The following is a 13,703-nucleotide window of genomic DNA, read 5'->3' on the forward strand; positions in this document are numbered from 1 at the left end:
TAACTCTAAAGTTCTGACTAATTAATGTAATGGTCAAGTAATTCTGTGGGACTTCTAAGCCACTTTTAGTAATTCTTGTCGCTTCTGAATAGACGTTAAATAATCAAGCACTGAGTTCAGACGTTTGTCGTTGTAAAACCGAATATATCGCTCGACAGCGGTTACCACCGATTGGTGATTGATAAAGATTAAATCGTTCAAGTATTCCGTTTTCAAATTACGGAAAAACGCTCTTGAACAGCATTGTCCCAACAGCACCCACGTCGACTCATACTTTGAATCATTTTATGATTGTGGAGTGTTTCTTTAAATAACTTAGCGTTGTATTGCACACCTTGATCTGAATGAAACATTAACCCCTGAGTTTTCGGTTGATGTTTTGCAATCGCATTCGTTAATGCTTTTTTGTCCAGCTTAGTATTAGGCGTTTTCGATAATGCATATCCAGCTATTTCTCGATTCGCTAGATCCATCACAGTCGCTAAATAACTCCAACCTTGGTACGAACATATATAGGTGATATCACCAACCCAACAAGTATTGAGATCAGACGGATTAAACGCTCTTTTCAATAAGTGTGGTGTCGTTGGTTGTTCTTTACCCGCTGTATAGTAATGCGGTTTATTCGGCCTTTTCGCGACTAACCCCAATGTTTTCATCAATCTAGCTGTTTTGAACACACCAATGTTGAACGACTCTTTTTTTAACTCAAAGGCCAGTGGACGTTTTCCATAAGATTGAAAAGAGCCCTCAAATACTTTTACCATCTTTTTCTTAATTGCCTCATTTTCTGGTCGAATCACAGGTGTTGTGATGTATTATGGTAAATGGATAAAATATCCAGTAGTACGTAATTAAGAGATTAATATGACGGAACAATTTAAATTAAACGTGTTTGTTGCTGATGATAGTATGCCAAGTAAGATGATCATGATGATAATGCTTGAGAGTTTGGGGTGTATTGTTACTGGAGCAGATGATGGGGAGGAGGCATTGTCAATTGCCAGTAAACAAGAGTTTGATCTAATTTTCCTAGATGAAAAGATGCCTGGGCTTTTGGGTAGTGATGTTGCTAACCTCTTGCGTGAGGCTGGTGATATCAATTCGCAAACACCTAAAGTATCTTTAACCGGTATAACCGATAAAGGTGCGATTAATGAGTTATATAACAAAGGAATTACTCATTATTTAGAAAAACCGATTAGCAAAATCGTATTAGTAAATTACTTAAAATCAATAGTTTAAAATAATATTCAAGCCTTTAATTACTCGTTTATAGGTCAGCCTTTGATAGAGTCTGACCTTAAATTTATTTGAATTCTGTTTAATAGGAATCGATTCAGTACAAACATGCCTTGCAATCTCAGATAAAGTTTTTACTCTTTATATACACCCGAATGCAATTAGCCGATCTCCAAATGGGGGGCCAGGTTTCTTATATAAAGAAACATTGGCTATTTTCCCTATGCCTGAAGTTATTGAGGGAGTTGGCTCACCCGTTGGTTCACGTTATATTTCACAAAAAGTAATAACGGGTGAACCATGTGAATCACCGTTTAAACTACCTATTTCTCAAGGTCAACTAGCCTTAACATGCCAACCATCTAACTTAAATGTTAATAATGACAATGGAATTGGTAATAATCTTAATGTGGGAATTTGTGATGCAGCATGCGGAACAGATGTACAAGGGCAGTGTGGTTGCCCTGCAGGATATTACTCTATCACCGGGAAATTGGTAGAAACTCTCGGGCTAAATGGGCAATGTTGTCCGATTTGAAGATAGTAGCACACTAGGACTTGGCGGAGCCGCTTTATGCACAGGCTTAAGCCTGAAAAAAGCAGAGTCTGTTTAACATAAATGATCCCACCCAAAATGCGTTAGAACAATTTATTCTTCCTTTTCAAATTGATTTACCTGCCTTAGGTGGTCGAGTTGATGATGATCAATGGATATACACTGCACCAGAAGGTGAAGGGAATAACTAGTGGCTTGTATGTTAATAAAGGTAGGGTACGTTAAAAATCCCTTACTTTTTTTATGAGTAAATTTTAGACCCATTGCAATCTGACAAACTGTACTCGCAAGTTGATTTGCATTTTGCAAGCAGGAACCTAACTCAAAAATACACACATACTGACATTTATTTTACTCCTTTAAAATCATCATCTTAAATTTTATTTTTTATATTTATCCGAGTTGGTCTGTGAATTGCTTTATTCATATTAATTAAATAAAAAAATAAAGGAATAAACGTTATGAGCATGTCGCCCGCACAAGTACTCCTAGCAGAGAAAACAAACATTAGTACACCATCAAATTTGGATAATTTAACAAGCATTATTGATGATGCTTTGCAGCATCAACATTTTTCAATGGTTTATCAACCGCTTTTTTCAATGCAAACAAGCAAATTGGTGGGTTTTGAAGCCTTGGTACGATGCAAGTCACCACAGTTCGGCTTTATTTCACCTGATAAGTTTATTCCACATGTTGAAGAAAATGGACAAATTATTGAGTTAGGAAATTGGATCTTCCAACAAGTTCTGTTAGATCTGAAGCGTTTCCTTCAGTATGGATTAAAAGATATTACAGTTTCAATTAATGTTTCTTCCGTTCAGATTGCTAAGACGAATATTTTTGATGAAATTATGACATTAGTTAACAAATTAGAAATTCCAACACGCTGTATTAAATTAGAATTGACAGAAACAGCACTTATCCAAAATCCTCAAAAGATTGCAAAAGTATTTAATGCCTTTCAAATAGAGGGCGTTCAACTTTGGATTGATGATTTTGGAACAGGCTTTGCTTCATTAAGCTTATTACGTGAGTTTAAGGTAGATGGCGTCAAAATTGATAAAAGCTTTGTAGATGGTATTGTTACCTGCAACGAAGATTTCACTTTATGTAGTGCTATTGTTGCAATGGCACAACGTTTAGGCCTGCATATTGTAGCAGAAGGCATTGAAGACGAAGATCAACTACAAATACTTAATCAACTGGGTTGCGATACTGCTCAAGGTTTTTTACTTGGAAAACCAGTATCTTTTGAAGAAAATCTACGTCGCTGGGGATAAATACAGTATAACTTGGATAATCGAGTCTATACAGTTCACTATTTCTAAGCTTAGCTGTATTTTACAATGGTAAATATGTGTAAAAGGAGGGTAAATAATGGATTGTTTAATAGATGAAAATATTATTCAAAATATGGTCAAAGATTTAGGTGAGGAAACTAGCCATAAATTGCTCGGATTTTTTATTGTAGAATTGAATGAATCATTGATTAGCTTAGAAAACGCTTTTGCAATCAGTGATGTAGAAAAAATCGAAAGTATTACTCATATCCTTAAAAATTCAGCGGCACTTTATGGCGCGTCATCTGTTGCAACTGTGTCTAAAGAGATAAATGATCGATTATGCAAACCTCCAACGCAATTATATGCTGAAGATAATCAGTTATTAGGGCTGATTAGCGAAACACTAGCACGCTATAATAAAAAATATAACAAGTGACTTTAACAGGGGAATAAGATGTCAAAAAAATTAGTTTATATTGTAGAAGATAGCCTTTCTAGTGGCGCTTTATATTGTTCTCAATTGGAAAGTCTTGGTTATGAAACAAAACATTTTATTGACGGTTATTCGGCTCTTGTTGCCATTAAAGCCAAAATGCCCAGTGTTATTATTCAAGATGTTTGTTTACCAGACATAAGTGGTTTAGAAGTTCTTCAATTTGTTAATCGTCAAGAATCACCAGCACGCGTGATTATTATTACCTCGAATAGTTCCATCGAAGTGGCTGTTGATGCAATGCGATTAGGTGGTTTTGATTTTATCGAAAAACCCTTTGATAGGGAAAGAATGGTGACGTCTGTTCGTAATGCAGTAAAGCAGATTAATCTTGAAGCAAAAGTTGAAGAAGTCGACATGGACGAACCAGTAAAATCAGATATGAATTTTATTGGTGAATCTCTGGCGATGCAAACTGTATTTCGTCTTCTTGATAGTGCATTACGCAGTAAAGCTAGCGTATTTGTCACAGGAGAAAGTGGCACTGGAAAAGAGGTTTGCGCACAATATTTACATCACTTTAGTGCAAGAAAAAATGAGCCCTTCATTGCAATTAACTGTGCAGCGATACCAGGTGAATTATTTGAATCTGAATTTTTTGGACATATGAAAGGTTCATTCAGTGGTGCGTTCGCGGACAGAAAAGGTGCCGTGGAAGTTGCCAATGGCGGTACATTATTTCTCGATGAAATTTGTGAAATGGATTTAAATTTACAAGCTAAGCTATTACGCTTTTTACAAACAGGGACATTTAATCGAGTGGGAAGTAGCGATATTCTTCAAAGTGATGTCAGGGTGGTGTGTGCGACTAATCGTCATCCGGCAGAAGAAGTTGGCGAAGGGCGTTTTCGTGAAGATTTGTACTATCGATTGAATGTTATTCCGGTACAGTTACCCTCTCTTCGCGACAGAGGCAAAGATATATTATTACTGGCTAATTCAATTCTTGCTGATAAAAATAAAGCAAATGATAAAGACTTTTCTCAACTATCACCTAATGTTCAATCTATGTTCCTACAATATGATTGGCCTGGCAATATTCGTGAGTTGCAAAATGTCATTGAAAATATGGTGGTTATAAACTCAGGGACCGAAATTACGACTGAAATGTTACCTGATACGTTTGGTAAAAATAATTTGAAGTTACCAGCTAAAACTGAACGTACTAGTAATAAACACTCCCTCGGTAATGTCACTATTTCTAATGAAATTAAAGATATAATACCTATGTGGTTAGTCGAAAAAAATACTATTGAACAAGCGATTGAAATTTGTGACGGAAATATACCATTAGCCGCTGCACATCTTGGCGTTAGTGCATCAACTATTTATCGTAAAATGAAAGCTTGGCAAAATGGTTCCGTTTAATTTGGCTTGGCTTAATATTGGTCATCGTACAATGCTACCTTTAAACGCTAATTCAGTCAGTATAATGAGACTAATCGTAATAATTAGCTGACCTATTTTACTGTTAAAATTTCTTATTTCTTTGTTGCATTTTGAGAGTCATTTTGAAATTCAAAATGACTCTCAAAATGCAACAACAACGCGGTGAGTTTTAGTTGTTATCTTTATTTTAAAAATAATCATATATATCAATTAGGTATGTTTATTTTTGGCTGGATAATCTTATGGCGCAGTAATTGCTTTTTATCTAAGTATTCACCATTAATAAAAGGTCACCTCATGAAAGTATTTATTAGGATATTGTTCATTGTGTACGCTACATTTATTGTCCATTCAGTCAGTGCAAAGGAAGAAGAGCAGATTAAACCTGACTACTTGGTATTTGGTGTTGTGCCTCAGCAGTCTGCGATTAAGTTAGCCCAGAATTGGATCCCATTACTTAATTTCATTAGCGAGAAGTCTGGCGTTAGATTAAAATTTTCTACTGCTAAAGATATCCCTACGTTTGAAAAACGACTAGAAGAAGGGGCATATGATATTGCTTACATGAATCCTTATCATTATGTGGTATTGAGTGAAAAAGTAGGTTTTAAAGCACTCGTACATGAAAAAAATAAAAAAATAAAAGGGATTATTGTTGCTAATAAAAATAGTCAAATTGATAAGTTAGAAGATTTATCGTTACAAACTCTTGCCTTTCCTGCTCCTGCCGCATTTGCTGCCACATTAATTCCTAAAGCAAATTTAAAGAATAAAAATATTTTATTCGAAGGTCAGTACGTAAATTCACATGATGCAGTATATCGTAATATATCAGAAGGGCGATTTATTGCTGGTGGTGGGATTATGCGTACTTTTAATGAGTATCCTGAGCAATTTAGAAATGAATTAAAAATAATCTGGACTTCTGATGGATATACTCCCCATGCAATTGCTACTTCTCCACATGTTAATGAGCATACTCGTCAACAGCTAAGTGATGCTTTTCTTGCAGTTGATGTTTTAGCGTCGAGTAAAGAGTTATTGTCTCCATTAGGGATGCAAGGTTTTCAACAAGCAGAAGATAGTGATTGGGATGATGTGCGAAGTTTAAATATTAACATGATGCTTGGACAACAATAAGAACTCACTATATTGCAATAGGGAAGCAACATATGTCACTTCGAGTGAAAACCATATTATTGATTGGAATGACAGAAGCTATCTTTTTGTTATTATTACTTTGGCAATCGTTAAGCTATTTAGAACGCTCCGGAGAAGATGCTTTATACCGAAGAGCAAATGAAACGTCTCACCTTTTTAGTCTACTTGCTAAAAATTCGGTCATTTCATCTGATATTGCCTCACTTGATGAAATAACGACGCAGATAGCAGGACTCGAAGGTATTCGTTATATTCGTGTTATTGATAGCTTTGGTGTACTCGCACAGGCGGGTGATACGAGTAGTTTAGAAAATGGTTTTATCGAAGATACTTATATAAATAAAGTAAATGATGGTATTTTTGATGTACAAGATAGTGTGTCTGTAGCAGGTACCGAATTTGCTAAAATTCAAGTAGGTCTATCCGTTGATTCATTGTTGGTATTTGTCACGAACGCGCGTTACCGGTTAATAATTATTGCGTTAGCCGAATTATTGATAGTTGCTTTAGTTTCTCTAATACTTGGCCGATTTTTAACGAAAGGTTTATTCGGATTACAGAAAGTTGCATTGGCTGTGACGACAGGTGATATGACATCGCGCGCTACAAATCTATCAAATGACGAAATAGGGCTTACCGCAAAAGCATTTAATGTCATGCTCGATAAGATTAATACAGATCAACAACAGTTAAATGAAAATGCAATTCATTTAACTGCTGCAAAAAAAGAAGCGGAAAAAGCATCTCAGGCTAAATCTAGATTCTTATCCCAAATGAGTCATGAAATCCGTTCACCGATGAATGCCGTGTTAGGCGCTGTGAATCTTGTTGCGGAGCAAATTAAATCCCCACCTGAATACGTTCGTTTATTAAATACAGCAAAAAGTAGTGGTACCGCATTATTAGATGTTATTAATGAAATCCTGGATTTCTCTAAAATTGAAGCAGGACACATGGAGTTAAAATACAGTGAAGTCGATTTAGCTAGTGTCGTCGAGGATGTATTGAATAGCGTTGAAGCGAAAACGCGTAATCCTAAATTAACATTGCTCGGGGATGCTTCATCAGGAAATGTCGGACGAGTTATTACTGATGCAGCACACTTTCGTCAAATTCTAAATATTTTAGTCGACAATGCCTGTAAGTTTACTGAAAAAGGGATTGTTATGGTGACAATCCATCGCATTAAACTTATTAATGGTAATGATGCCATAAAAGTTAATGTTAAGGACTCTGGCATTGGTATTAAAGAAGATTCTTTAGATAAAATATTTGATGAGTTTGAACAAGTGGGTTCGACGTTAGAAGCTCGTTCGACAGGAACTGGTTTAGGCTTAAATATCGCTCAAGGGCTTATTCAACTAATGAATGGGACGATTGGCGTCAATAGTGTGTTAGGGCAAGGGAGTGAGTTTTACTTTACATTGCCTGTTCAGTTCGCTGAAGAAGAAGAATTAGAAATACCTATGTTGAAAGGACCAATTGTATTGGTGTCCGATAATGATAGTTTAAAATCCGCATTTAGAAATAAAATGGAAGAGATGTGTGTGTGGTTTTTTGATTTCGATAATATTAGTGTATTACGCGAACAGGTAACTGAAGATATGCTTAGTGAAACTGCTATTTGGCTAATAGACGATAATGTATTAATCAATGAAAAAGAGAATAATAATAATTGGATTAATTCACTCGATATTAATATTCATTGCATCAGTAGCGTAGGAAGAGTCTTACCGGCTGCGTATCAAGATTACCCTCGAATTAACAGACCTATTTTTTGTCATGAAATATGTTATTTAAATAAATTTAAAAGCATTGAGTCTCAGGAAAAAAACAATGAAAAGCAATATGTAGATAAAACTAAAAATACTGTTTTACTGGTTGATGATATTGAAGCTAATCGATTTGTTGCTGGTGAAACATTAAAAAATAGAGGTTATGATGTCACTTTTGCTTGTGATGGCATTGATGCCCTTGAACAGTTAACTATAAAGCCTTTTGATGTGATTTTAATGGATGTTCGAATGCCACGAATGAATGGAATCGATGCCGTTAAAGCGTTAAAAGAGAGTGATGGTATTAATAGACACACGCCGGTTATTGCAATGACGGCTAATGCAGAAAAGTCGGAAGTTGAACGTTGTAAAGCTGCAGGAATGGAAGCGTTTGTTGGCAAGCCTTTTGATACACAAGTATTAATCGATAGTATTAACTGTTGCATATACAATAAGAAGTCGATAGCAAAAACTGAAGTGAATAACGCTGTAGTAAAGGCTGAAATCTTATCAAAAGAGGTGCTTGCCAATCTCGTTGAGGATACTTCACCTGCTACGGTGTTAACACTTATTGATTTTTTTCTTGCTGATATTGATAAAAGAGTGCGATTGATCAAATTATCAATTAGTAATTCTGATCTAGAAGAGCTCGGTGAACACGCTCATGCGTTAAAAAGTTCAGCAGGCTCATTAGGAGCATCTACTCTATTTACATTTTGTCAAAATATAGAACGGGCAAGTTTATCTAACGATTTATCTAAAGCAAAAATTATTTGTAATGAATTAAATGATATTGTTGAATTAACTGTGATTACTTATACAAAGTTCAGGTCTAATTCGCTCGATGCCAAACTTAGTGATATTAAATAATCTTCTTTAAAGGCCTTAAATCAGGAGCCTTCTTTTCCTAAAGATGCTTATGTTGACGCTCGTGAGCCAACAATAAAAATATCTTTGGTTAATAAACAAATAGTTGTAGGTTCATTCTTTAGTTAAGAAAAGTGCTACCACAATCATTTCTAATACCCAATGTTAGCCAAACTCAAAACCCTAAGTCGTAGGTTCACTTTTAAGTCCTGATAAGTGCTCCAGCAACAATTTCAAATACCAAATGTTAGCCAAACTCAAACTCAAACCCAAAGTCGTTGGTTCACTTTTAAGTCCTGATAAGTGACCAGGTAGCCTTCTATCAATACTATAGATCTATGGTCTGAAATGTTATCAACTTGGATTGGCTTTATTTTTTATATCTTTCAGTTTATCTAGTTTAAGGAGCAAACCAGTATTTTTTGCAAATAACTGGTTTTTTTAACTGTATTTAGGTGACTCGAAGTGGAAGCAATTCTGTATTCATGGATAGATAATGAAGTATCAGATAGGAAGTTTTATTTTTCTAATATCCTCCCTGTTTGCCGTTTTGATAACGTTTCGTTTTACCGTGTTGAGCTGCTTTTAGAGTTTGTTTTTCTCGTACGCGTTCTGCATCTTCGAAGTTTAGCTCTGCTGGTTCGCGAGGCGTTTGGCCTTCAGGGATAATACGTTTTCTAGGAGGGAGGTCAAACTGCTCAGATGAAACCCTAGGTAGGTTTTTATATTTATACAAATAGAAGATTTCAACTTTTTCTCGTGCCCACTCTGTTTTTTTGAGAAATTTCACGCTGGACTCAATACTCGGGTGGGTTTTAAAACAATTGATATTCAGATAAGCATAAAGAATTTCAAACCCGTAGTGATCAACTATCTGGGTGAGTAGATCTTGTAAGCCCAGGCCGTGTAACGGATTGTTTGTATAGTTGATTTCGTCGTTCATAACGGTGTCCAGTAATAAGTCAAAAAATTAAAAAAGGTCTATGAGTGCGTAATCATACCTGTGATGTATTTAAAGTAAACGAGATCTCATAACATAGTCGTTCACATTGTAATATTTAATGTTCAATCCTCGAATCATTCAACTCCACATTACTTTTTTTCAACGCGAAGTTGATTGCTTTTCGGTATAGTACACTCGCATATTCTTTCTTGAGGTAGTGGTCGTGGTAAAGTCTGGTTCGTATTCTATTATTGAAAAGCGCTTAGCTGAAAATGTCTTGATCCTTGATGGTGCTATGGGCACCATGATTCAAGCGTATAAGTTAGAAGAGCAGGACTACCGTGGCGAGCGTTTTGCTGATTGGGAAAGTGATGTAAAAGGCAATAATGATCTGCTGTCTTTGACTCAGCCTGAAATTATCAAAACTATTCATGCTGGTTATCTTGACGCTGGCGCCGATATCATTGAAACCAATACGTTTAATGCCAATTATATTTCCATGCTCGATTACCACATGGAAGAGTTTAGTTACGAGCTGAATTTCGAATCCGCTCGATTGGCCCGTGAAGTGGCAGACGAATTCACGAAACAAAATCCAGACAAACCGCGTTTTGTTGCGGGGACGCTTGGTCCGACCAGTCGTACTTGTACTATTTCACCCGATGTTAATGACCCAGGTTTTCGAAATATTCATTTTGATGAATTGGTGTCTGCCTATACAACAGCCGTCGACGGTTTGATTAAAGGTGGTTCTGATCTCATTCTGATTGAAACTATTTTTGATACCTTAAATGCCAAAGCCGCAATTTATGCCGTATTGGATTATTTCGAAAAAACAGGTGTGCGTTACCCAATCATGATTTCCGGTACGATTACCGATGCATCTGGTCGTACTCTGTCGGGTCAAACAACAGAAGCTTTTTGGAACTCGATTTCTCATGCTAAGCCTATTTCTGTTGGTTTAAACTGTGCATTAGGGCCAAAAGAGCTGCGTCAATATGTAGAAGAATTGTCGCGTATTGCTGACGTTCATGTTTCTGCTCACCCTAATGCAGGCTTGCCAAATGCGTTTGGTGAATACGATGAATCACCTGAAGAAATGCTTGAAGAAATTCAAGAGTGGATAGGCTCCGGTTTCTTAAACATTATTGGTGGTTGTTGTGGTACGGCACCAGAACACATTAAAACCTTTGCGACAGCATTTTCTGATGCCACGCCGCGTGTTATTCCTGAAATAGAAAAAGCATGCCGTTTGTCAGGTCTAGAGCCATTTAATATCGATGGTAATAGTTTGTTTGTTAACGTGGGTGAACGAACAAATGTTACGGGTTCGGCAATGTTCAAACGTCTTATTAAAGAAGGTGACTTCGATACGGCGCTTGATGTGGCTCGTCAACAGGTTGAAAACGGCGCACAGATTATTGATATCAACATGGATGAAGGCATGTTGGATTCTCAAGCTGCAATGGAACGTTTTCTAAAGCTGATTGCTTCAGAGCCTGATATTTCCCGTGTACCAATCATGTTGGATTCCTCAAAATGGGAGATTCTCGAAGCGGGTTTGAAGTGGGTTCAAGGCAAGGGTGTCGTCAACTCTATCAGTATGAAAGAAGGCGAAGAGAAGTTTAAAGAACAAGCTCGAACGCTGATGAAGTACGGTGCTGCGGTTATTGTGATGGCGTTTGATGAAGTGGGCCAAGCAGATACACGTCAACGTAAAATCGATATTTGTCGTCGTTCTTATCATATATTAGTTGATGACGTTGGCTTCTCACCAGAAGACATTATTTTTGACCCAAATATTTTTGCTATCGCGACAGGTATTGAAGAGCACAACCGTTATGCGTTGGACTTTATTGAAGCGACAGGCGATATCACTCGTGAATTGCCTTACGCCAAAGTGTCTGGTGGCGTCTCTAACGTGTCTTTCTCATTCCGTGGCAATAATCCAGTTCGTGAAGCCATTCATGCGGTGTTTTTGTATCACGCTATTAAGCAAGGCATGACAATGGGGATTGTGAATGCAGGGCAGTTGGCCTTGTATGAAGACATTCCTGTGAAACTTCGTAATGCAGTAGAAGATGCTGTGCTTAACCGTACACCAGACGCAACCGATAATTTGCTTGGTATGGCCGCTGAATTTGCTGGTACGGGTGAAGTGGCGGAAAAAGAAACTCAAGAATGGCGTAACCTTCCTGTTTCCGAACGTTTGAGTCATGCCTTGGTAAAAGGGATTACCGAATTTATTGATGACGATACCGAAGAAGCGCGTCAGGCATTTCCTCGCCCATTAGAAGTCATTGAAGGACCTTTGATGGATGGCATGAGCATTGTCGGAGACTTATTTGGCTCGGGCAAAATGTTCTTACCACAAGTAGTGAAATCTGCTCGTGTAATGAAAAAAGCCGTCGCGTATTTGATGCCTTATATTGAAGAGGAAAAAGCCCGTAACATGGACACGGCATCTTCCAGTAATGGCAAAATTGTCATGGCAACCGTGAAGGGTGATGTTCATGACATTGGTAAAAACATCGTTGGTGTGGTGCTGCAATGTAATAATTTCGAAGTAATCGATTTGGGTGTCATGGTGCCTGCAGAGAAAATACTTCGTACAGCCAAAGAAGTGGGTGCCGATATTATTGGTTTGTCTGGCTTGATTACACCGTCTTTGGATGAAATGGTGCATGTTGCAAAAGAAATGGAACGCCAAGGCTTTGACTTGCCAGTCATGATTGGTGGTGCGACAACATCGAAAGCGCATACTGCAGTGAAAGTTGAACAAAATTATAAGCGTAATCAAGTGGTTCATGTTACCAATGCATCGCGAAGTGTGGGGGTTGCGAGTGCCTTGTTGAGCAAAGACGCTGAACGTCGCCAGAAATTTGTTGATGAAATCAAAGCGGATTATGAGAAAACACGAATTCGTTATAAAGACCGTGTCAAAGCAGGTCGTCGAGTTTCTTTAGACAAAGCGAGATTAAATAAAGCGCCTATTGATTTTTCTACTGGCATTACGGCGCCAAAGAAAATAGGTGTAACCGTACTTACAGAAAAAGACATCGATTTTGATGTCGTGAAAGATTACATAGATTGGACGCCTTTCTTTCAAACGTGGGAATTGGCAGGCGCTTATCCACGAATCTTAACGGACGCTGTGGTGGGTGCTGAAGCGACACGTGTTTTTAATGATGCGTTGGAAATGTTAGATGAAGTGATTGCGACGAAATGCTTGCAAGCCAAAGCCGTTGTGGGGATTTTTCCTGCAAACCAAGTAAGCCATGACGACATAGAGTTGTACGCAGATGAATCCCGTACAGAAGTGATTGAGCGTTTATCTTTCCTTCGGATTCAGAATGAATTAACAGCACCAGGTAAATACAATCATAGCTTGGCGGATTTCGTTGCACCGAAAGACAGTGGTGTACCTGATTATATAGGCGCATTTGCGTGTGCAGCAGGTTTTGGTATTGATCCTATTGTGGCGAAATACGAAGCGGACCATGATGATTACAACTCTATTATGATTAAAGCGGTTGCGGATCGTCTTGCTGAAGCGACTGCTGAATATTTACATGAAAAAGTGCGTAAAGAATTTTGGGGTTATGCATCTGATGAAGACCTTACAAACGCTCAATTGATTAAAGAAAAGTATCAAGGCATTCGTCCGGCCCCAGGTTATCCAGCGTGTCCAGATCACACTGAAAAATCCAAGCTTTGGGATTTATTAGACGTAACCACTAATACTGGAATGGAAATGACAGAAAGCTATGCCATGCTGCCAACTGCGGCAGTAAGTGGTTGGTATTTTGCTCATCCTGACGCAACGTATTTTGGTGTTGGTAAAATCGGCCCAGACCAAGTGGATAGTTACGCTGAACGTAAAGGCATGAGCAAAGACGATGCTGAGCGTTGGTTAGCCCCAAATCTTGGTTACGACCCAGAAGACGACCGTATTTAATATTGAATCATCTCATGGTTTAAAAGGTAAAAT

Annotated in this window: 11 protein-coding genes; 8 read left to right on the top strand and 3 right to left on the bottom strand. The window is 37.6% G+C overall.

Features of this window, described 5'->3' with window-relative positions:
- Positions 1 to 54: 54 nt before the first annotated feature.
- On the bottom strand, positions 55 to 258 hold the full coding sequence (locus MUS1_RS16425; RefSeq protein WP_084035639.1) for an IS3 family transposase: 204 nt from the start codon (positions 256 to 258) through the stop codon (positions 55 to 57).
- The gene (locus MUS1_RS14525) at positions 213 to 803 is read right to left on the bottom strand and encodes an IS3 family transposase (protein ID WP_281171217.1); all 591 of its coding nucleotides are present in this window, start codon (positions 801 to 803) and stop codon (positions 213 to 215) included. Before MUS1_RS14525 ends, MUS1_RS16425 begins: the two co-directional genes overlap by 46 nt.
- Positions 804 to 867: 64 nt before the next feature.
- On the opposite strand from MUS1_RS14525, the gene MUS1_RS14530 reads away from it, so the two are divergent.
- The 7 genes from MUS1_RS14530 (at position 868) to MUS1_RS14565 (ending at position 8,772) form a co-directional block, all read left to right on the top strand.
- Entirely contained in the window at positions 868 to 1,245 is a 378-nt protein-coding gene (locus tag MUS1_RS14530; protein WP_051436376.1) for a response regulator, read from the top strand.
- 220 nt (positions 1,246 to 1,465) lie between these two features.
- Positions 1,466 to 1,780 carry a hypothetical protein gene (locus tag MUS1_RS14535; RefSeq protein WP_036163742.1) on the top strand — a complete coding sequence of 105 codons (315 nt, stop codon included), beginning with the start codon at positions 1,466 to 1,468 and terminating at the stop codon, positions 1,778 to 1,780.
- Positions 1,781 to 2,259: 479 nt separating this feature from the next.
- Positions 2,260 to 3,081 carry an EAL domain-containing protein gene (locus MUS1_RS14545; protein WP_211236479.1) on the top strand — a complete coding sequence of 274 codons (822 nt, stop codon included), beginning with the start codon at positions 2,260 to 2,262 and terminating at the stop codon, positions 3,079 to 3,081.
- Between the two features lie 97 nt (positions 3,082 to 3,178).
- Positions 3,179 to 3,520 (top strand): Hpt domain-containing protein, encoded by a 342-nt coding sequence (locus MUS1_RS14550; protein ID WP_036163747.1) that lies wholly within the window; start codon positions 3,179 to 3,181, stop codon positions 3,518 to 3,520.
- Positions 3,521 to 3,538: 18 nt separating this feature from the next.
- A complete protein-coding gene (locus MUS1_RS14555; protein WP_036163750.1) occupies positions 3,539 to 4,945 on the top strand; it encodes a sigma-54-dependent transcriptional regulator in 1,407 nt (468 codons plus the stop codon).
- A 318-nt stretch (positions 4,946 to 5,263) separates the two neighbouring features.
- The gene (locus MUS1_RS14560) at positions 5,264 to 6,106 is read left to right on the top strand and encodes a phosphate/phosphite/phosphonate ABC transporter substrate-binding protein (protein ID WP_036163752.1); all 843 of its coding nucleotides are present in this window, start codon (positions 5,264 to 5,266) and stop codon (positions 6,104 to 6,106) included.
- A 32-nt stretch (positions 6,107 to 6,138) separates the two neighbouring features.
- Complete coding sequence (locus MUS1_RS14565) at positions 6,139 to 8,772, top strand: response regulator (RefSeq protein ID WP_036163753.1); 2,634 nt, start codon at positions 6,139 to 6,141, stop codon at positions 8,770 to 8,772.
- 523 nt (positions 8,773 to 9,295) lie between these two features.
- Here the strand turns inward: MUS1_RS14565 and MUS1_RS14570 are convergent.
- Entirely contained in the window at positions 9,296 to 9,712 is a 417-nt protein-coding gene (locus MUS1_RS14570; protein WP_036163756.1) for a VF530 family protein, read from the bottom strand.
- A 223-nt stretch (positions 9,713 to 9,935) separates the two neighbouring features.
- Here MUS1_RS14570 and metH point away from each other — a divergent pair, with 223 nt between their 5' ends.
- A complete protein-coding gene (gene metH / locus MUS1_RS14575) occupies positions 9,936 to 13,670 on the top strand; it encodes a methionine synthase (protein WP_036163758.1) in 3,735 nt (1,244 codons plus the stop codon).
- Positions 13,671 to 13,703: the final 33 nt, after the last annotated feature.

Origin of the sequence: Marinomonas ushuaiensis DSM 15871 (genome assembly GCF_000521805.1) — a bacterium.
GTDB classification, from domain to species: domain Bacteria; phylum Pseudomonadota; class Gammaproteobacteria; order Pseudomonadales; family Marinomonadaceae; genus Marinomonas; species Marinomonas ushuaiensis.

Bases quoted from the DNA above. Each gene is read 5' to 3' on its own strand.
- MUS1_RS14570 (WP_036163756.1), bottom strand. From the start codon at position 9,712: ATGAACGACGAAATCAACTATACAAACAATCCGTTACACGGCCTGGGC.
- MUS1_RS14555 (WP_036163750.1), top strand. From the start codon at position 3,539: ATGTCAAAAAAATTAGTTTATATTGTAGAAGATAGCCTTTCTAGTGGC.
- MUS1_RS14565 (WP_036163753.1), top strand. From the start codon at position 6,139: ATGTCACTTCGAGTGAAAACCATATTATTGATTGGAATGACAGAAGCT.
- MUS1_RS14560 (WP_036163752.1), top strand. From the start codon at position 5,264: ATGAAAGTATTTATTAGGATATTGTTCATTGTGTACGCTACATTTATT.
- MUS1_RS14530 (WP_051436376.1), top strand. From the start codon at position 868: ATGACGGAACAATTTAAATTAAACGTGTTTGTTGCTGATGATAGTATG.
- MUS1_RS14535 (WP_036163742.1), top strand. From the start codon at position 1,466: ATGCCTGAAGTTATTGAGGGAGTTGGCTCACCCGTTGGTTCACGTTAT.
- MUS1_RS14550 (WP_036163747.1), top strand. From the start codon at position 3,179: ATGGATTGTTTAATAGATGAAAATATTATTCAAAATATGGTCAAAGAT.
- MUS1_RS14545 (WP_211236479.1), top strand. From the start codon at position 2,260: ATGAGCATGTCGCCCGCACAAGTACTCCTAGCAGAGAAAACAAACATT.